Genomic DNA, 17,964 nt, shown 5'->3' with positions numbered 1-17,964 from the left:
CGACGGAGGTGGACGGGGTGTGGAGTGCGGTGGCCGATCGGCCGCGGTCGCGGGACCTGTGTGTCTGTCTGGCCTTCGGCGCCCTGGGGGTCGTCCTCTTCGTGGCCGATCTGAACGTCGTCGGCGGCGACTCCGGCACACCGTTCGACCTGCCCCGGTGGCTGGGGCTGATCACCCTCGCCGCCGCCTGCGGAGCGCAGTCGGTGCGTTCCACCTCGCCGGGAACGGCCCTGGCCCTGTGCCTCGCCGTGGTCGCGATCGACACCGTTGTCGCGCAGTCACTCTCGGTGTGGTTGGTGCTCTCGGACGTGGTGTACGCCGTGGCGTTGTACGCCGGCCGTCGCACCGTCCACACCATGTATGCGGTTCTCGGTGCGTTTGCCGTCCTCGCCTTCGCGACGGTGATCGCGCTCGGGGCCGGCTGGCAGACGGTGTTGCTCGCCGGACTGTGGGTGCTGGCCCTGGTGATCGGCCCCATCGGGTACGGCCGCGCCATCGCCGAACATCGCGTGGCCGCGGCGGCCGAACGGGAACGGTCGGCGATCTTGGCGCAGCTCGCCGACCGCGACCGTGCCGACGCCGTCACCGAGGAACGGCGACGCCTCGCCCGCGATCTCCACGACATCGTCGCCGGCCACCTCTCCGGCATCGCCCTGCAGTCGGCCGCCGCCCTGACGGCGGGCCCCGCCTCCCCCGCCACCGCCGAGGTGTTGGCGTCGGTGCGCGCCAACAGCGTGGCGGCACTCGGCGAGATGCGCGCCCTGATCGACGTCCTCGACGGCGACGGCCGCGCCGGGACGTGTGACGGCACCGATGACCACGAGGGTTCGGTACGCACCGCGTCGCTCCGCCGCATCGACCACCTGGTGACGACGGCGAGGACCGCGGGATCCCCGGTGTCGGTGACCCCGCAGATCCCGGCCGATCTGCCGCCGGCCGTCGACGTGTGCGCCTACCGGATCGCCGCCGAGGCACTCACCAACGCCACCAGACATGCTCGACGGCAACCGATCTCGATCGAGGTCGTGGTCGCCCCGCGCGAGCTGACTCTCACGGTCCGCAACGCCGTCCTCGACGAGGCGGCCTCGTCGACCCCGGGTGGGCACGGTGTCGCGAACATGGCGCTCCGGGCTCGGGCCGCCGGAGGCCGTTGCACTGCGGGACGTGTGGGCGGCGACTGGGTCGTCGCCGCGTCGTTGCCCCTCCCCGACAGCGGGGCCGCCGCATGACCATCACGGTCGTCATCGCCGACGATCACACGGCGATCCGCGCCGGACTGGCGATGATGCTCGGACAGGCCGACGGCATCGAGATCGTCGGCGAGGCCCGCGACGGTGACGAGGCGGTCCGCCTCGCGCAGTCGTTGCGACCCGACGTCGTGGTGATGGACATCCGCATGCCCGGCACCGACGGCATCACCGCCACCACCGAGATCGTGCGCGACGGACTCGCCTCAGTGCTGGTGCTGACCTCCTTCGACATCGACGACCACGTGTTCGCGGCGCTCGACGCCGGTGCAGGCGGGTTCCTGCTGAAGACCGCCGAGACCGAGGCGATCGTGGCGGCGATCGAGGCGGTCGCACGCGGCGATGCGGTGTTGGCGCCCGAGGTGACCCGCCGTGTGATCGACAGGTTCGCCCGGGATCGCTCGACCACCCGGTCGACCTCACAGGTGGACCTCTCGGTCCTCACCGATCGCGAACGTGAGGTGCTCGACTGCATCGGTGACGGGCTGTCGAACGCCGACATCGCCGCGCGGCTGTTCGTCAGTCCGACGACGGTGAAAACCCATGTGTCGCATGTCCTGGCGAAGCTCGACGTCCGGTCACGGGTGCAGGCGGCGATCATCGCGCGCGACGGGCGGTAGCCACGTCGCGCTCGTGCTGCGGACGGACAGCAGTCGTGGTGCAGCGCCCGCGACTGCGGTTGAGTCAGTGCGCGTCGAGGCTGGTGCGCGCGCCGAACGTCCCGTCGGGCCCCGGCTGATAGTCGTGCACGCGGATCACCGCCGTCACCGGGAGCGGACCATAGAGGTGCGGGAACGCGATGCCGTCGGGATGCGGCGGATCGCCGTCCTCCCACACGATGTCGGCGGGTACGCGCTGCGGGTCGATCTCGAGGAGCACGAGGTCGGTGCGACCGGCGAAGACCGCGTTGGCCGGGATGTGCACGTGGCGGAGGTCGGAGAGGTGGATGAACCCGACGGTCGACAGTGACTCCGGCTCGAGCCGTCCGTGGCTCGACGCGTGGACCCAGTCGGGTTTGGGACACAGGTGCACGACCGGACCGGGGTCGTCGGCAGAAGGCGATGTCATCGACCTCCACGGTGCCACATCGGCCGGGGCGTGCGGTCGTCGATCCGGCGATTCGGGCGTCACGCGCCGAGGTCGACCCGCCGAGAGCGCTATCGCCGCGATGACCAGCGCGATGCCCACGAGCTCGAGAGGGGCCGGGATCTGTGCGAGGGTGACGGCGCCGACGATCACCGCCGTGGCGGGCAGCAGCGACAGCATGAGCGCGAACCGCCCGCGGTCGATCCGGGTGAGGACGATCTGGTCGAGGACGTATGGGACCGCACTCGAGAGCACCCCGACCGCCGCCGCCGCGCCGACCAGGCCGAGAGACAGGTTCGGTGATCCCGTGACCACACTCACACCGAGGACGAACGGCGCCGAGAGCACACCGGCGATCGCGAGGCCGACACCGAGATCCTCGACACCGTGCCGCCACCCGCTGACACCGCTCTCGGCGGCTGCACCGGCCGCCGAGACCCGGGCACCGAACACGATGTACCCGCCCCACAGCGCGCCCGCGAGCAACGCCCAGCCGACACCGATCGCCGACCCCTGCAGCGACACCCCGCTCACCAGCACGACACCGAGCGCCACCGCGACGAGTGCGGCGATCGCACGTGCTCCCCGGGCGGCGAGAGCGGCGACGGTGATCGGGCCGATGAACTCGACGGCGACGGCGACACCGAGGTCGACCTGCGAGATCGCGAGATAGAACGCGATGTTCATGGCGGTGGTGACGAGTCCGAACACCGTCGCACGGCGCAGACGGACACGGTCGCCCACGATCGCGACCGGTCGGGTCAGGACGACCAGCACCACCCCACCGGAGAGCGTGCGCAGCCACGCCACGACCTCGGGATCGGTCCGGTCGAACAGCGGCACGGCGATGGCGGCGCCGAGGTACTGACACACCGCGCCCACCACGAAGAGGACCCAGACGAAGCGAGCCCGGTCGCCGCCGGGGTGTCCGGGGCCGCTCGGCGTGCGCCCGATCACCGCAGGCCCCCGGTTGTTAACGATGAATGACGACCGGTGTGCTGCGGCGCGGGAACAATACGGGGAGCTGATTCGTCTGAAAGAGTGAGAGAAGCCCACCACTCCTGGTGGGTCAGCTCGCGAAGGGAAGCGCTCGCGCTCGCCCGGGACGGAGGAACCATGTCAGATGTCATCACCACCACCTCGATCTCCATGCCCCTCACCGCTGCCGACCGTTGTGACCGTTGCGGTGCAGCAGCACGTGTACGCGCGACCCTTCCGGCCGGCGGTGAACTGCTGTTCTGCCGCCACCACTACAACGAGCACGAGGCCCGACTCGCTGACATGGGCGCCACGGTGACCCGTTCCGAGGAAGAGCTGGTCTGATCATCCGGCCGCCTCGCGGTCAATAGAGCTGTCGTCCACGGCACCGTCGCATCGCGACGGTGCCGTCGGCGTCTCTGCGGGAGCATCGTGGTCGGTGTCGTCACTTCCACGTGCGCAGCGCGCTGATCCGCTCCTTGAGTTGATCCGCGGTCGCCATGGCGGTGGGCGGCCCACCCAGTCGGGTGCGCAGCTCGTTGTGCACCATGCCGTGCGGTTTCCCGGTGCGGTGGTGGTGCATCGCGACGAGGCTGTTGAGCTCTCGACGCAGCGCCGAGAGCTGCTGTCCGGTCGATTCGGTCTTCTCCCGCTGCGGCGGCGGGGGTGCCGCGGATCGCGTGGTGATCTGGTCGGTCTGGCGTTGCCGGAGCAGGTCGCGCACCTGGTCGGCGTTCAGGAGCCCCGGCAGGCCGAGGTAGTCGGACTCCTCGTCGCTGCCGGCGAAGGTGGCCGTGCCGAACGACGAGCCGTCGAAGATGACCTGGTCGAGTTCGGCGTCGGCGTGCAGGGAGATGAACGCCGGGTCGTCGTCACCGGGTTCGTCCTCGGTCTTGTTCGCCTCGGCGATCAGCTCGTCGTCGAAGCCCTCCTTCTCGCGGTGCGGCTTCCCGAGGACGTGGTCACGCTGCGCCTCGAGCTCGCTGGCCAGGCGCAGCAGCACCGGCACCGACGGCAGAAACACGCTGGCGGTCTCGCCGGGGCGTCGTGATCGCACGAACCGGCCGACGGCCTGCGCGAAGTACAGCGGGGTCGAGGCGCTCGTCGCGTAGACGCCGACGGCGAGCCGCGGGACGTCGACACCTTCGGACACCATGCGCACGGCGACCATCCAGCGGTCGTCCGACGCAGCGAACTCGTCGATGCGGCTCGACGACGACGCCTCGTCGGAGAGCACGAGGGTCACCGGTGAGGCCGAGATCTCCTCGAGCAACTCGGCGTAGTCGCGAGCGGTCTTCTGGTCGCTCGCGATGACCAGTCCACCGGCGTCGGGGACGCCCGAGGTGCGCAGCTGGCCCAGGCGGGTGTTGGCGGCGGTGAGCACGGCGGGGATCCAGTCGCCGTGCGGGTCGAGCGCGGTGCGCCACGCGCGCGCGGTGTGCTCGGCCGACAGCGGTTCGCCGAGTCGGGCGGAGAACTCCTCGCCGGCGCTCGTGCGCCAGCTGGCCTGACCCGAGTACGCGAGGAACACCACCGGCCGCACGACGCCGTCGGCGAGGGCGTCGGCGTAGCCGTAGCTGTGATCGGCCTTCGAGCGCAGCGCCCCGCCCCCGTCGGGTTCGTAGGTCACGAACGGGATCTGAGCGTCGTCGGAGCGGAACGGCGTCCCGGTGAGCGACAACCGACGGGTCGCGTCGGAGAACGCCTCGGAGATCGCGTCGCCCCAGGTCTTCGCGTCGCCGCCGTGGTGGATCTCGTCGAGGATCACCAGGGTCCGACGGTTCTCGGTGCGCACGCGATGTCGGGAGGGATGGGCGGCGACCTGGGCGTACGTGAGCACGACGCCGTCGAAATCGCTGCTCGTGACGCCGACGGTGTTCCGGAAGTTGGCGTCGAGAGCGATCCCGACACGCGCGGCGGCCTGCGCCCACTGGAATTTCAGGTGCTCGGTCGGCGCGACCACGGTGATCTGGTCGACGGTGCGGTCGCCGAGCAGTTCCCGTGCGATGCGCAGCCCGAACGTCGTCTTGCCGGCGCCGGGTGTCGCCACGGCGAGGAAATCGCGCGGCGCGGTCGCCAGGTACTTGGTCAGCGCACGACGCTGCCAGGTACGCAGCGACTCGGTGGCCTGCGGAACCATGACCTCGGAAATCTCAGAACTCCTCGACATACGCCGAAACGGGGGGGGCAGTCGTGACGGGCGTTCGTGATGGGCGGGGGATGTCGACGCGCCGTGGGCGACGAGGCGGACCGTCGGTCACACCGATCGCTTCCGCCATCCGGGTGGACCGACGCACCGACCGCATCAGATCGTACCCTCGCGGCGGCCCCGAACGTCCCGCCCGCGACCGGCGACACGGTCGTCGCGGCGACCTCCTACGCCCACCGCGCTGCTCGATCGGGGATGCTGGACCCATCACCCCCACCGGCGACCTCCCCGACCACGAACCGACACGCACCGCGTCGCCGGGGCGTCCGCATGTGCTGCGGTCGCTCCCCCGGGTCATGTGGCGGGCGATCGTCAAGGCGTGGGACGACTCGATCTTCGGCATGTCGGCGCAGGCCGCGTTCTGGCAGACGTTGTCGCTGCCGCCGTTGCTCCTCGGGTTGCTCGGCAGCATCGGCTACATCGGAGGATGGTTCGGTCCGGGCACCACCGAGATGATCCGTACCCGGATCATCAACTTCGCCGGGCAGACCTTCAGCGACAACATCGTCGACGAGATCATCACCCCGACGGTCAACGACGTCCTCGCGCGCGGCCGCGGTGAGCTCATCTCGCTGGGTTTCGTGTTGTCGCTGTGGTCGGGGTCGTCGGCGATGTCGAGTTTCGTCGACTCGATCAACAAAGCCCACGATCAACACGATGTGCGGAATGCGGTGTGGCAGCGCGTGTTCGCGCTCAACCTCTACATCGTGTTCCTGGTGGTCGCGACGTTCGTGCTGCCACTCGTCGCCCTCGGCCCCACCTACGCCGCCGACATCGCACCCGACTCGTGGAGACCGTTCAGCACGCAGGTGATCCACATCGGCTACTACCCCGCTGTCGCGATCCTGCTGATCCTGGGGTTGACCACCCTCTACCGGGTGTCGCTGCCGAAACCACTCCCCTGGCATCGACTGGTCGGGGGCGCCGTACTCGCCGGCGTCGTGTTCTGGTTCGCCAGCGCCGGTCTGCGGATCTACCTGGGGTCGATCACCAAGACGGGTTACTCCTACGGGGCACTCGCCACGCCGATCGCGTTCCTGCTGTTCACGTTCTTCCTCGGGTTCGCGATCGTGATCGGTGCGCAGTTCAACGCCGCCGTGCAGGCGACGTGGCCCACGGCGGGACCGACCCACATCGACCAGGTCAAGGACTGGGTGTCGGCGCAGACCACCGATCTCACCGACCAGCTGAAGTCGGTGCCCAAGCGCATCCAGACCGGCCCGATCCGCCGTCAGTCGCGGCCGCCCGAGGCCGATGTACCCGAGAGTCGCGAGCGCATCAGGCCGCGCTGATCACTCGCCCTTCTTGAGCTTCTCGTAGATCTTCTTGCACTTGGGGCACACGGGCGAACCCGGTTTGGGTGAGCGCGTCACCGGGAACACCTCGCCGCACAACGCGACGACGTGGTTGCCCATGACCGCGCTCTCGGCGATCTTGTTCTTCTTCACGTAGTGGAAGAACTTCGGGGTGTCGTCATCGGTGGTCTCGTCGGTGTCGATGTCGACATCGGGGCGTTCGATGGTCTGCGTTCCCATGACCCCATTCTGCCTGATTCCCAGAGGTGACAAACGTCGTATGTGAGCTGCATCGATGCATTGTTGGACAGAAAGTGCAACAGTGGAGCAATGGCACACGAAGAGGCACGAGAAGCGATCCTGATCACCCAGGCGCAGGTCTCTCAGGAAGACCAGCACAAGGCCCGGGTCCGTCGCTACCTGAGCCTGATGGCCTTCCGTGTCCCCGCCCTCGTGATCGCCGGGATCGTCTACGGCGCGACGGGATCGGGCCTGCTGGCCCTCGCCGTCATCGCGCTGTCGATCCCGATCCCCTGGGTGGCCGTGCTCATCGCCAACGACCGGCCGCCGCGCGAGAAGGGTGAGGTCCCGCGCTACAAGTGGTCCGGCGACGCCGACCCGCCCGCGGTCGCCGCCACGCACTTCCGTCAGCTCAAGGGCCACGACGACTGATCCACCCCCGCTGCACCTGTCGGCGGTGTGACACGGTCGTGCGATGACCGAGCCCGCCGCGACAGACGTCGCGCACCTGCACACCGTGGCCGACGATCTGCGGGCCGCGTTCGTCGCCCACCGCTACGACGCCGACGGCGTCCTCGACCTGCTCGGTGAGGACGCCCACGCCGCGCTGGGGCGCGGCGAACCGGTTCCGGTACGTCGGGCCTGTGCCGGCGGCGGCGAACTCGGAACGCTGACCCGGCTGCTGCTGATCGGAGACACCTGCGACCGATCGGAGGTGGCCGCCGCTCTCGGCCCGCTCGACCTCGACACCGCGGAAGCGGTCGGACTCCTCCGCCCCGACGGCGACGGGGTGCGCGCCGCCGTCGACGTCCGTCCCCTCGACACCGGCCGCGGCACACGCTGGCTGTTCTCCGACCTCGACGGCGCCACCCGCGAGACCACGATCGCTCCGGACCACGTGCTGGGCGTCGGTCAGGCGTCGTTGTCGCTGCTGCGGGCGTCGGTGACCGCGTCGGGATCGGTGCTCGATCTGGGGACGGGATGCGGCGTGCAGGCGGTGCACGCCCTCGACACAGCCGATCACGTGGTCGCCACCGACATCACCGCACGCGCCGCGGCGATGACACGCGCGGGCATGGCGATCAACGGTGTCCGCGCCGACCGCTACGACCTGCGCACCGGTCCCTGGTTCGCACCGGTCGACGGGGAGCGGTTCGACCACGTCGTGGCGAACCCGCCCTTCGTAGTGGGCACACCGACGGTGACCCACAGCTACCGCGATTCCGGGCTCGACCTGGACGGCGCGAGCGCGCTGGTCGTGTCGACGGCCGCCGATCACCTCGCCGACGGTGGCACCGCGTGCCTGCTGGCCTCGTGGGTCGTCACCGGCGGCGACTGGCGCGAACGGGTCGCCGGCTGGATCCCCGACCACGGTGTCGACGCCTGGGTGGTGCAGCGCGACGTCGCCGATCCCGCTCTCTACGTCGGCACCTGGTTGCGCGATGCGGGCCTCGACCCGCGGTCGGGTGACGGCGCGCGCCGCGCGCAGGAGTGGCTCGAGCACCTCGACCGCGCGGGCGTCGAGGGCGTCGGGTTCGGATTCGTGTTCCTGCGGTCCACGGGCGAGGCGACCGATCTGCTGGCCGAGGAGATGTCGCACGCGATCTCCGACCCGATGGGACCGGAGGCCGATGCCTACCTGTCCCGCGCCGCGTGGCTGCGCACCCACGACATCGACGACGCCCGACTCCAGCTCGCCCCCGACGTGGCGCTGGAACAGATCTCGACGATCGGCGCCGACGGCGCCGGGTGGTCGGAGGTGGTGTGCCGGCTGCACCGCACCGACGGACCGCGGTGGACGCACGAGATCGACTCCTGGGGCCGCTCGCTCGTCGCCGGTCTCTCCCATGACGGGTTGTCGGTCGCCGACGTCGCCGATCTGCTCGCCGCGGCCACCGGCGAGTCGCTCGATCCCGCGGTGCTGCGAGGGTTCGTGAACGACCTCGTGCGCCACGGGATCCTCCTCCCACCCGGCTGACCGGCGAGGCGAGGGGTACTCTCAGCAACTTCTCAGACCGGTCTGGACATCGCCACAGGTCACGGGTGTTTGGTCAGGGGACAGCGGGGAACTATTCGCGTAGAGCGAACCGTTGAACCCCATGAAGACACACGCTCGCGAGGAGGCCGACATGCCCAGTTCCACCGCCACGACGATCAGGCCCGCAGACACCATCCGCCCGCAGATGACCGACGCGGATCTCGACGCCCAGAGCCCGGCGGCAGATCTCGTCCGGGTGTACCTCAACGGGATCGGCCGCACGGCTCTCCTCAACGCCGAGCAGGAGGTCGACCTGGCGAAGGCCATCGAGGTCGGCCTCTACGCCAAGCACGTCCTCGCCACGAAGAAGCGGTTGTCCCCCACCAAGAAGCGCGATCTCGCGCAGCTCGTCCGCGAGGGTGAGTCGGCGCGGTCGCATCTGCTCGAGGCCAACCTGCGCCTCGTGGTGTCGCTGGCCAAGCGCTACACCGGTCGTGGCATGCCGCTGCTCGACCTGATCCAGGAGGGCAACCTCGGACTGATCCGCGCGATGGAGAAGTTCGACTACGCCAAGGGATTCAAGTTCTCGACGTACGCGACGTGGTGGATCCGTCAGGCCATCACCCGCGGCATGGCCGATCAGAGCCGCACCATCCGGCTCCCCGTCCACCTCGTCGAGCAGGTCAACAAGCTCGCGCGCATCAAGCGCGAACTGCACCAGCAGCTCGGGCGTGAGGCGACCGACGACGAGCTGGCAGAGGAGTCGGGCATCCCGGCCGAGAAGATCGCCGATCTACTCGACCACAGCCGCGACCCGGTGAGCCTCGACATGCCCGTCGGCACCGACGAGGAGGCGCCCCTGGGCGACTTCATCGAGGACGCCGAGGCCACCTCGGCCGAGAGCGCCGTCATCGCCGGTCTGCTCCACACCGACGTCCGCACCGTGCTGGCCACCCTCGACGAGCGCGAGCAGCAGGTCATCCGTCTGCGCTTCGGCCTCGACGACGGCCAGCCCCGCACCCTCGACCAGATCGGTCGCCTGTTCGGCCTCTCGCGCGAGCGGGTCCGTCAGATCGAGCGTGAGGTCATGTCGAAGCTCCGTCAGGGTGATCGCGCGGAGCGTCTGCGCGCCTACGCCAGCTGATCGATCACGTAAGTCTCCTCGGCCCGGTATCCGCTCTCGTGGGTACCGGGCCGATGCGTATCCGGCCCGAGAGCACCTCGGCGCCGTGCTCAGAGCACAGGATCGGATCGAGGGCGACCTCACGGATCTCGGGGAGGTCGTCGACCAGGGTCGACACCCGGATGAGCAGGTCGGCCAGGGCGTCACGATCCACCGCGGCCTGCCCGCGATACCCGGTGAGCAGCGGAGCCGACCGCGGTGCGGCGATGAGTTCGTGCGCGTCGGCCTCGGTCAGCGGGATCGCCCGGTGGGCGTGATCGCCGAGCAGATCGAATGTCGCGCCCGACAACCCGAACGAGATCAACGAACCGAACGACGGGTCGTCGCGGACACGGATGATCGCGGCCACCCCGCGTGCCGCCATGCGCTGGACCTGCAGGTACCGCTCGCCGGTGACCGCGGTCAGCTCGTCGAACGCCGATCGCACCGTCGCGGCGGTCGAGAGGTCCAGGCGCGCGCCCTCGCCGTCGAGTCGACCGCGCCACTTGGTCGAGACGGCCTTCACCGCGACCGGATAGCCGAGTCGCTCGGCGGCCGCGGCGGCGGAGTCGGCGTCGTCGACCTCGACGAACTCGGTCACCCCGATCCCGTAGGCCGCCAACACCTGCGCCGACCGGCGTTCGTCCAGGGCGACGGTCTCACGGTGGGTGTCGTCGCCGACGGCACGCACCGCCTCGCGGGCGGCGTCGGCATCGACGTCGGCCGGGCGGATCACGGGTGACTCGGGGCGGGCCCGCCACTGCGCGTAGCGCCACGCCTGCCCCAGCGCCGTCGCCGCCCGCTCGGGTGCCGGATACGACGGGATGGAGCCACGCACGGGGGTGCCGTCGCCGTCGCGCACGGTGAGGTTGGCCGGGATGCCCTCGACCGCCAGGAACGTCGAGACGATGGTCTTCGCGCTGCCGGCGGTGGCGTCGGTCAGAGCTCGGGCATAGCTGTCGGCGCCCACCGCGACCGGAGGTACGAACACCGCGACGATGGCGTCGACCCCGTCGTCGGCGACCACCTTGCGCAGCGCGGCGGCGAACTCTCCCGCCCCGGCCCCGGCACCGAGGTCGATCTGCTCCACCACGCGCAGACCGAAGCGTTGCCCGGCGCTGCCCGCGAGCACACCGAGGACCGTCGAGTTGCCGACGATCGCCACCCGGGGTCCCTGCGGCAGCGGTTGATAGGCCAGCACGGTGGCGCAGTCGAAGAGATCGGCGATCGTGTCGACCTGGATGACGCCGGACTGCTCGAGAACCGCACGCGCACTGGCGTCGTCGAGGGTGGAGTCGCGTCGCTCCTGCGACGGCGCGACCGCCGACCGCCCGGCCTTGACCGCGACGATCGGCTTGTTCCGCGACACCCGCCGCGCGAGCCGGGAGAACTTGCGCGGGTTACCGAAGCTCTCGAGGTACAGCAGGATCACGTCGGTGCGCGGGTCGCTGTCCCAGTACTGCAGGAGGTCGTTGCCGGAGAGGTCGGCGCGGTTGCCCGCCGACACGAAGGTCGACAGACCGAGATGACGCCGTGCCGCGGCGTCGAGGATCGCGATGCCGAGCGCCCCGGACTGACAGAAGAACCCGACGCGGCCCGGACCGGGCACGCGCGGTGCGAGGGTGGCGTTGAGGGCGATGTCGGGGTCGGTGTTGATGACGCCGAGGGCGTTGGGGCCCACCAGCCGCATGCCGTGGGCGCGGATCTCGTGGACCAGGGTGCGTTCGGCGACCGCACCGGCGTCGCCGGACTCGGCGAAACCGGCCGAGACCACGACCATTGTCTTCACCCCCTTCGACAGGCAGTCCTGCAGCACGTCGCCGACGGTGTCCGCGGGTACCGCGACGACGGCGAGGTCGACCGGGTCGGGGATGTCACGGACCGAGGCATAGGCGCGGATGCCGCGTACGGCGCGGGCCTCGGCGTTGACCGGGAACACCGGCCCGTTGAAGCCGCCCTCGATCACGTTGGCGAGCAACGCGTTCCCCACCTTGCGTCGGTCGGCCGAGGCCCCGATGATCGCGACCGATCCGGGCGCCAGCAGGTTCGAGACGCTGCGGGCCTCCGAGCCGATCTCGCGGGAGTTGCGCACGGTGAGCAGCGCGTCGGTCGGGTCGATGCGGAACTCGACGTGCACGGTCGAGCCGTCGAAGCTGCGGGAGAGCTGATATCCCGCGTCGCGGAACACCGCGAGCATCGCGCGGTTCTCGGTGAGGACCTCCGCCTCGAAGCGGTCGAACCCGTTCTCCGCCGCGGCCCCGGCGAGGTGTTCGAGCAGCACCGTGCCCAGCCCACGGCCCTGGTGGTCGTCGGCGACGACGAACGCGACCTCCGCGGCACGCGGTCGACCCGCGAAACGGAGGCTCTCGTAGATCCCGATCGCGATGATCCGGCCACCGAGCAGCGCCACGAGTGCCACCCGGTCGTGGTGGTCCACGGTGGTCACGTGACGCACGTCCCGTGCCGACATCTCCGGGTACGGGCCGAACCAGCGCATGTAGCGCGTCCGCTCCGACAGCGTCGCGTGAAAGGCGACGATGCGGTCGGCGTCGTCGGGGACGATCGGTCGTAGATGCACCGCTCCCCCGTCCGACGCCAGCACGTCGGCAGTCCAGTGCTGCGGGAAATCCCAGGGGCCGTTGCCGATTCCGGCTGATCCGTCCGCCGGCGACGGTGTGGTGCCGTCGGGCGACGTCGCGTCGCGGTCAGTCACGCGGATCCTCCGGGTCGAGGCCGCGCAGAGGGAACACGGCGCGGCGGCTGGCGAGGATGGCGGCATCGGTCGCCGAGTGCAGGTGGGCGGAGATCCCGTCGGCGGGTTCCTGCCCCCAGTTGCCCTCCCACCTGTCGAAGTCGATGTCGCCGCCGTCGGACATGGTCTCGGCGGAGACGTCGGTCGCGAAGTCCTCGTGGACCGCCGACGCCGCGGCATGTGCCGAGGCGCGCCACGCCTCGCCGGTCGGTGTCGCCGGGTCGACATCGCGGTCGAGAGCCGCGGCGATGAGGTGGGTCCAGATGCGCGGCACCACGTCGACCACCCCGTATCCGCCGCCGCCCACAGCGAGCCAACGGCCGTCGCAGTGGCGGTCGGCGAGGTCGCGCATGGCGTGGATCGCCGCTCGTTGACCGTCGATGGTGAGCGCGAGGTCGGTGAGCGGGTCGGCGCGGTGACTGTCGACGCCGCACTGGCTGACGATGATCTGCGGTCGGAAATCGGCGACCAGGCTCGGCACGATCGCGTGAAAGGCGCGGAGCCACAATCGATCCGGTGTCCCCGGCGGCAACGGCACGTTCGAGGTGGTGCCCGCACCGTCGCCCTCACCGACGTCGCTCGCGTACCCCGTCCCCGGGAACAGCGTGGTGGGGTGCTGGTGCAGCGACACCGTCAACACCCGCGGGTCACCGACGAAACACCGCTCGACACCGTCGCCGTGGTGGGCGTCGATGTCGATGTAGGCGATGCGGTCGAAGCCGGCGGCGAGCAGTCGGTGGATGGCGATGGCGCAGTCGTTGTAGACGCAGAAGCCCGAGGCGCGGGCGGGCATCGCGTGGTGCATCCCGCCGCCGATGTTCACCGCACGACGGGCGACCCCCCGCGCGATCGCGTCGGCTGCGGCCACCGTCCCGCCGACGAGCAGCGACGCCGCCTCGTGCATCGCCGGGAAGACCGGGTTGTCGGCGCCGCCGAGGCCGAAGATGCGTTCGCCGACCGCGGCCGAGTACCCGGGGACCACGTCACCGGAGGCGGTGGCCCCCGCGGCCCGCACCGCCTCGATGTACTCGGCACGGTGGACGGTGGTGAGCATGTCGTGTGACGCCGCCTCGGGGACGAGCGGGTCGACACCGGAGAGGACACCGAGGTGGTCGGCCAGCGACATGGTCAGCGCCAGCCGGATCGGGTTCATGGGGTGGCTCGGACTCCACCGGTACCCGAGGAAATCGTCGGTCCAGACCACCAGCGTGTCGGTGCGTGCACCCGTTCCGATCACTGCCGATCGCTGTTCGCCGCCATGCCCCCAGGCTAGAGCGACTCGCCTCGGCATGGAGCGACCCGGATGCGGGTAATCTGTCCGATGTGACGATGATGCCCCGAGTGGCGGAGGGATGGGCACCGTGAACGATCTGGTGGACACCACCGAGATGTACCTGCGCACCATCTACGACCTCGAGGAGGAGGGCATCGTGCCCCTCCGGGCGCGGATCGCCGAGCGCCTCGAGCAGAGCGGACCGACGGTCTCGCAGACCGTGGCGCGGATGGAGCGCGACGGCCTGCTGCGCGTCGCCGGGGATCGCCAGCTCGAACTCACCGAGCAGGGCCGGTCGTTGGCCATCGCGGTGATGCGCAAGCACCGTCTGGCCGAGCGACTTCTCGTGGACGTGATCGGCATGCCCTGGGACGAGGTCCACGCCGAGGCGTGCCGCTGGGAGCACGTGATGAGCGAGAACGTCGAGCGACGTCTGCTCGAGGTGCTCGAGCATCCGACCACCTCGCCGTACGGCAACCCGATCCCCGGGCTCGATCTCCTCGGCGTCGAGGGCGCCACCATGGACAACGCGACGCGCCTGTCGGACCTGCCCGAGGGCGAGCCGGTCGCCGTCATCGTGCGACGTCTGTCCGAGCACGCCCAGGACGACCGCGACCTCATCAGCAAGCTCCGCGAGGCGGGTGTGGTGCCGAATGCCCGCGTGACCGTGACCAGCGAGCACGGAGCGGTCACCATCAACGCCCCCGGACACGGTGGACTGCACCTGTCGTCGGAGATGGCGCACTCGGTCCACGTGGAGAAGGTGTGACGCGGCCGGTGACCGCATGAAGCTGCTGGTGACCGGAGGGGCCGGCTACGTCGGCAGCGTCTGCGCCCGGGTGATGATCGAGGCCGGTCACGAGGTGACCGTCGTCGACAACCTCATCACCGGTAATCGTGATGCCGTTCCCGACGCCGCGGACTTCGTCGAGGGCGACGTCAGTGCCGTCGCCGCCGACGTCCTCGGCGGGTCGCGGTTCGACGGCGTCCTGCACTTCGCGGCGCAGTCGCTCGTCGGCGAGTCGGTCGAGCACCCCGAGAAGTACTGGTACGGCAACGTCGTCGAGTCCCTCGACCTCCTCGAGGCGATCCGCAGGACCAACACACCGCGTCTGGTGTTCTCCTCGACCGCCGCGACCTACGGTGAGCCCGAGTCGGTTCCGATCCTCGAGTCGTCGCCGACCCGTCCGACCAACCCGTACGGGGCCACGAAGTTGGCGATCGATCACGCGATCACCTCCTACACCGGCGCTCACGGTCTCGCCGCGGTCAGCCTGCGGTACTTCAACGTCGCCGGCGCTTACGGCGGCGCCGGGGAGAACCGGCGCGTGGAGACGCATCTCATCCCGATCGTGTTGCAGGCCGCGCTCGGCCACCGCGAGTCGGTGAAGATCTTCGGCACCGACTACCACACCGACGACGGCACCGCGGTCCGTGACTACATCCACGTCTACGACCTCGCACGGGCGCACGCCCTGGCCCTCGAATCGGCCGTCGCGGGCCGCCACGAGATCTACAACCTCGGCAGCGGATCGGGATTCTCGGTCCGCCAGGTGATCGAGACCTGCGCCGACGTCACCGGTCTCGAGATCCCGGTCGAAGAGGCACCGCGCCGTGCGGGTGACCCGGCGGTGCTGATCGCGTCGAGCGACAAGGCGATCAGCGACCTGGGGTGGTCGCCGACGAACACGGCTCTACCGACGATCGTCGCCGACGCGTGGGAGTACACCCGGGCGCTCGGCGACCGCGCGCACTCCGCTCCCCGGGCCTGACCCGCCCCTCGGCGGTGTCAGGCGCCGCGCCGCATCCGGTGCGTCGGGGGTAGGGCGACACCGAGACGACGTGCGAGATCGCGACTCGTCGGCAGCAGTTCGGCGAGCACGTCCGGGCGCATACCTGCCCGGAGCGACTCGTCGAGCAGTGTCGCGAACGAGTTCCCCGGATCGGCGGCGAGCGCGGCGTCGAGTGCGATGCCCGCCATCGCACCGTCGCCGGCGACATAGTGCAGGTGGGCGAGCAGCGTTGCCGCCGTGGCGCGGCCGCGTCCGCGTAACCGTCGGGTGAGATCGGCCCACAGATGCTGTGCGTCGTCGGCACGATCGCTCGCGGCCAGGGCCAGCAGCGCGTCGCGGACGTGCACCGACCGGATTGCGTCGTCGAGGGCGACCACGTCGGCGCATCGCGGATCCGTGCCCAGACCGGAGACGACGGCAGCGAGCACCAGCCGCAGACGTGTGGTGTCGTCGGGCGTGGGTCCCGACACGGTCGCGTCGGCGGCACAGATCCCTCGCTCGCAATGCGCCCCGGGCTCGACGGCGGCGGTCATCTCCGCGCGCGACCCGGCCATGACGCGTCCGGTGGTGACGGCATGGGCCACGGCCGTCGGCGTGAACCGTGGATCGGCGAGTCGACCTCCGGCCAGATGGTGGTCGGGATGTCCCCACGCGGTGTACCAGCGTGCGCCCGAGGCGATCTCGTCGGTGGCGAACCCGGCGGCGAGCCCCAGATCGGCGAGACCGAGGTCGATGACGTCGAACACCGACGCCCAGCGCGGGTCGTCGCCGGGTATGCGGTCGTCGACGACGACGGCCACGACCGCCGACGCGCGCTCGCGCAGACAGACGCCGCAGAGGTGCTCGATGACGGCGCACATCGCCTCGCTCGGTTCGCCGAACGGATCGAGATCGATGTCGTGGCGCATCGTCACCTCGACCCGTGAACCCGAGCCCGCGAAGGTGAGCAGGACCAGGGAACGCTGCGGGACGAAGCCGAGCATCGCGGGCACGGCCGCGATGAGGTCGCCGGGATCGTGGAGGGTGACGGTGGTGGGTTCGATGCTCATGCGACGACCGTGACCCACCACGGCGACACGGTCGCACGGGCGAGAGGCGATCAGGCGCGGTTGTGCACAGTTCGCCCCGATCCCCACGTCACCGACCGCGGGAACGCTCCACGGCCTTGGTGAACACCGCGTCGAGAGCGGCACCGTCGGGTCGCGACCCCGAGAACGAGAGGTACGACGCGTACACCCGGATCCCGTCGTTCTGCGCGGCGAGGACCGTGGTGGTCTGCGTGAGGGTGACCGGGGCCCGCCCGGAACTCGACACGCGACGGAAGGCGATGGACTCCTGCGAGTCGACGGGTGAGGCGGGCAGCACCTCCTGGGTCACCCGGGAGGTGACCCCCCCGATGTCGGCGGTGTAGCTCCCGCACCGCGACACCAGGTCCGACAGATCGGACAGCGGTGTCTGCGCGCGCGTGGTCACGACGGTGAGATTGCCCCCGGTCGCCGACATCCCGGTGATGACGACCGAATCGCCCGAACCCGACGGGATCTGCGGCGGCAGGCACGATGTGGGATCGACCGTGCCACCGAGGGGTCGACCGGCGAGATCGGCAAGGGCGTCACCGGCCTGCTCGCTGCGCAGTCGGGTCGCGGGGTAGTCCGACGGGAAGTCCGACGGCGACAGCGCCAGGCGGTCGATGGCCTGCGCGCCGTCGGACGCCGAGGCTCCCGAGGCGGCGACCGGTGTCCCGTCGATCCCGTCGGTGCACCCCGACAACAGGCACACCGCCACGACCGCGCCGACCAGTGCGGCACCCAGCGGTCGGCGGGTGTGGAGGGTGCGTGCGGCGGTCACCGTGACGACTGTGCCATCTCGCCGCATCTCACCCGCGGACCGACACGTCCTCGGCGTCAGCTGCTGCCGAACACGACCAGCTGAGGCTGCTTCCGCACATGAG

The 17,964-nt window shown here is 70.3% G+C and carries 16 protein-coding genes; 9 read left to right on the top strand and 7 right to left on the bottom strand.

Annotation, left to right across the window (positions count from 1 at the left end; genetic code table 11):
* The first annotated feature begins 29 nt into the window (after positions 1-29).
* Both OG579_RS01380 and OG579_RS01375 read left to right on the top strand, forming a co-directional pair.
* The gene (locus tag OG579_RS01380) at positions 30-1,229 is read left to right on the top strand and encodes a sensor histidine kinase (protein WP_328857812.1); all 1,200 of its coding nucleotides are present in this window, start codon (positions 30-32) and stop codon (positions 1,227-1,229) included.
* Positions 1,226-1,867, top strand: coding sequence for a response regulator transcription factor (locus OG579_RS01375; RefSeq protein WP_328857811.1), 642 nt, complete (start codon positions 1,226-1,228; stop codon positions 1,865-1,867). The genes OG579_RS01380 and OG579_RS01375 overlap by 4 nt, the downstream gene beginning before the upstream one ends.
* A 64-nt stretch (positions 1,868-1,931) precedes the next feature.
* Here OG579_RS01375 and OG579_RS01370 read toward each other — a convergent pair whose 3' ends face one another.
* Positions 1,932-3,290 (bottom strand): DUF952 domain-containing protein, encoded by a 1,359-nt coding sequence (locus OG579_RS01370; RefSeq protein ID WP_328857810.1) that lies wholly within the window; start codon positions 3,288-3,290, stop codon positions 1,932-1,934.
* A gap of 159 nt (positions 3,291-3,449) precedes the next feature.
* Between OG579_RS01370 and OG579_RS01365 the strand changes: the two genes are divergently transcribed.
* Positions 3,450-3,656, top strand: a complete 207-nt coding sequence (locus OG579_RS01365; RefSeq protein ID WP_055788822.1) for a DUF7455 domain-containing protein — start codon at positions 3,450-3,452, stop codon at positions 3,654-3,656.
* A gap of 100 nt (positions 3,657-3,756) precedes the next feature.
* Here the strand turns inward: OG579_RS01365 and OG579_RS01360 are convergent, their stop codons facing one another.
* A complete protein-coding gene (locus tag OG579_RS01360) occupies positions 3,757-5,451 on the bottom strand; it encodes a DEAD/DEAH box helicase (RefSeq protein WP_328857809.1) in 1,695 nt (564 codons plus the stop codon).
* Between the two features lie 365 nt (positions 5,452-5,816).
* Here OG579_RS01360 and OG579_RS01355 point away from each other — a divergent pair, with 365 nt between their 5' ends.
* Positions 5,817-6,812 (top strand): YihY/virulence factor BrkB family protein, encoded by a 996-nt coding sequence (locus tag OG579_RS01355; protein WP_408068722.1) that lies wholly within the window; start codon positions 5,817-5,819, stop codon positions 6,810-6,812.
* Here the strand turns inward: OG579_RS01355 and OG579_RS01350 are convergent, their stop codons facing one another.
* Entirely contained in the window at positions 6,813-7,055 is a 243-nt protein-coding gene (locus OG579_RS01350; protein ID WP_045822545.1) for a DUF3039 domain-containing protein, read from the bottom strand.
* Positions 7,056-7,145: 90 nt separating this feature from the next.
* Between OG579_RS01350 and OG579_RS01345 the strand changes: the two genes are divergently transcribed.
* The 3 genes from OG579_RS01345 (at position 7,146) to OG579_RS01335 (ending at position 10,177) form a co-directional block, all read left to right on the top strand.
* Complete coding sequence (locus OG579_RS01345; protein ID WP_052688825.1) at positions 7,146-7,487, top strand: DUF3099 domain-containing protein; 342 nt, start codon at positions 7,146-7,148, stop codon at positions 7,485-7,487.
* Positions 7,488-7,530: 43 nt separating this feature from the next.
* Entirely contained in the window at positions 7,531-9,033 is a 1,503-nt protein-coding gene (locus OG579_RS01340) for a DUF7782 domain-containing protein (protein WP_328857808.1), read from the top strand.
* A 151-nt stretch (positions 9,034-9,184) separates the two neighbouring features.
* Entirely contained in the window at positions 9,185-10,177 is a 993-nt protein-coding gene (locus tag OG579_RS01335) for a sigma-70 family RNA polymerase sigma factor (RefSeq protein ID WP_045822634.1), read from the top strand.
* A gap of 4 nt (positions 10,178-10,181) precedes the next feature.
* On the opposite strand, the gene OG579_RS01330 is transcribed toward OG579_RS01335, so the two are convergent.
* Together OG579_RS01330 and OG579_RS01325 are read right to left on the bottom strand one after the other, a co-directional pair.
* Positions 10,182-12,908, bottom strand: coding sequence for a bifunctional acetate--CoA ligase family protein/GNAT family N-acetyltransferase (locus OG579_RS01330; protein ID WP_408068721.1), 2,727 nt, complete (start codon positions 12,906-12,908; stop codon positions 10,182-10,184).
* Positions 12,901-14,184 carry an acetoin utilization protein AcuC gene (locus OG579_RS01325; protein ID WP_328857807.1) on the bottom strand — a complete coding sequence of 428 codons (1,284 nt, stop codon included), beginning with the start codon at positions 14,182-14,184 and terminating at the stop codon, positions 12,901-12,903. The genes OG579_RS01330 and OG579_RS01325 overlap by 8 nt, the downstream gene beginning before the upstream one ends.
* A gap of 124 nt (positions 14,185-14,308) precedes the next feature.
* Between OG579_RS01325 and OG579_RS01320 the strand changes: the two genes are divergently transcribed.
* Together OG579_RS01320 and galE are read left to right on the top strand one after the other, a co-directional pair.
* A complete protein-coding gene (locus OG579_RS01320) occupies positions 14,309-14,989 on the top strand; it encodes a metal-dependent transcriptional regulator (protein ID WP_045822631.1) in 681 nt (226 codons plus the stop codon).
* 16 nt (positions 14,990-15,005) lie between these two features.
* Positions 15,006-15,992 carry a UDP-glucose 4-epimerase GalE gene (galE, locus tag OG579_RS01315; protein WP_328857806.1) on the top strand — a complete coding sequence of 329 codons (987 nt, stop codon included), beginning with the start codon at positions 15,006-15,008 and terminating at the stop codon, positions 15,990-15,992.
* A gap of 17 nt (positions 15,993-16,009) precedes the next feature.
* On the opposite strand, the gene OG579_RS01310 is transcribed toward galE, so the two are convergent.
* Positions 16,010-17,062, bottom strand: coding sequence for a DUF4192 domain-containing protein (locus OG579_RS01310; RefSeq protein WP_328857805.1), 1,053 nt, complete (start codon positions 17,060-17,062; stop codon positions 16,010-16,012).
* Positions 17,063-17,150: 88 nt separating this feature from the next.
* Positions 17,151-17,861: a DUF5642 family protein gene (locus OG579_RS01305; RefSeq protein ID WP_328857804.1), complete on the bottom strand. Its 711-nt coding sequence runs from the start codon at positions 17,859-17,861 to the stop codon at positions 17,151-17,153.
* Positions 17,862-17,964: the final 103 nt, after the last annotated feature.

It is taken from the genome of Williamsia herbipolensis, from assembly GCF_036153515.1.
GTDB classification, from domain to species: domain Bacteria; phylum Actinomycetota; class Actinomycetes; order Mycobacteriales; family Mycobacteriaceae; genus Williamsia_A; species Williamsia_A herbipolensis.
The sequence above is the reverse complement of the archived record's forward strand: the minus strand, read 5'-3'. Positions and strand labels throughout refer to the sequence as shown.

Bases quoted from the DNA above. Each gene is read 5' to 3' on its own strand.
- OG579_RS01375 (WP_328857811.1), top strand. From the start codon at position 1,226: ATGACCATCACGGTCGTCATCGCCGACGATCACACGGCGATCCGCGCC.
- OG579_RS01365 (WP_055788822.1), top strand. From the start codon at position 3,450: ATGTCAGATGTCATCACCACCACCTCGATCTCCATGCCCCTCACCGCT.
- OG579_RS01360 (WP_328857809.1), bottom strand. From the start codon at position 5,451: ATGGTTCCGCAGGCCACCGAGTCGCTGCGTACCTGGCAGCGTCGTGCG.
- OG579_RS01355 (WP_408068722.1), top strand. From the start codon at position 5,817: ATGTGGCGGGCGATCGTCAAGGCGTGGGACGACTCGATCTTCGGCATG.
- OG579_RS01350 (WP_045822545.1), bottom strand. From the start codon at position 7,055: ATGGGAACGCAGACCATCGAACGCCCCGATGTCGACATCGACACCGAC.
- OG579_RS01345 (WP_052688825.1), top strand. From the start codon at position 7,146: ATGGCACACGAAGAGGCACGAGAAGCGATCCTGATCACCCAGGCGCAG.
- OG579_RS01340 (WP_328857808.1), top strand. From the start codon at position 7,531: ATGACCGAGCCCGCCGCGACAGACGTCGCGCACCTGCACACCGTGGCC.
- OG579_RS01335 (WP_045822634.1), top strand. From the start codon at position 9,185: ATGCCCAGTTCCACCGCCACGACGATCAGGCCCGCAGACACCATCCGC.
- galE (WP_328857806.1), top strand. From the start codon at position 15,006: ATGAAGCTGCTGGTGACCGGAGGGGCCGGCTACGTCGGCAGCGTCTGC.
- OG579_RS01310 (WP_328857805.1), bottom strand. From the start codon at position 17,062: ATGAGCATCGAACCCACCACCGTCACCCTCCACGATCCCGGCGACCTC.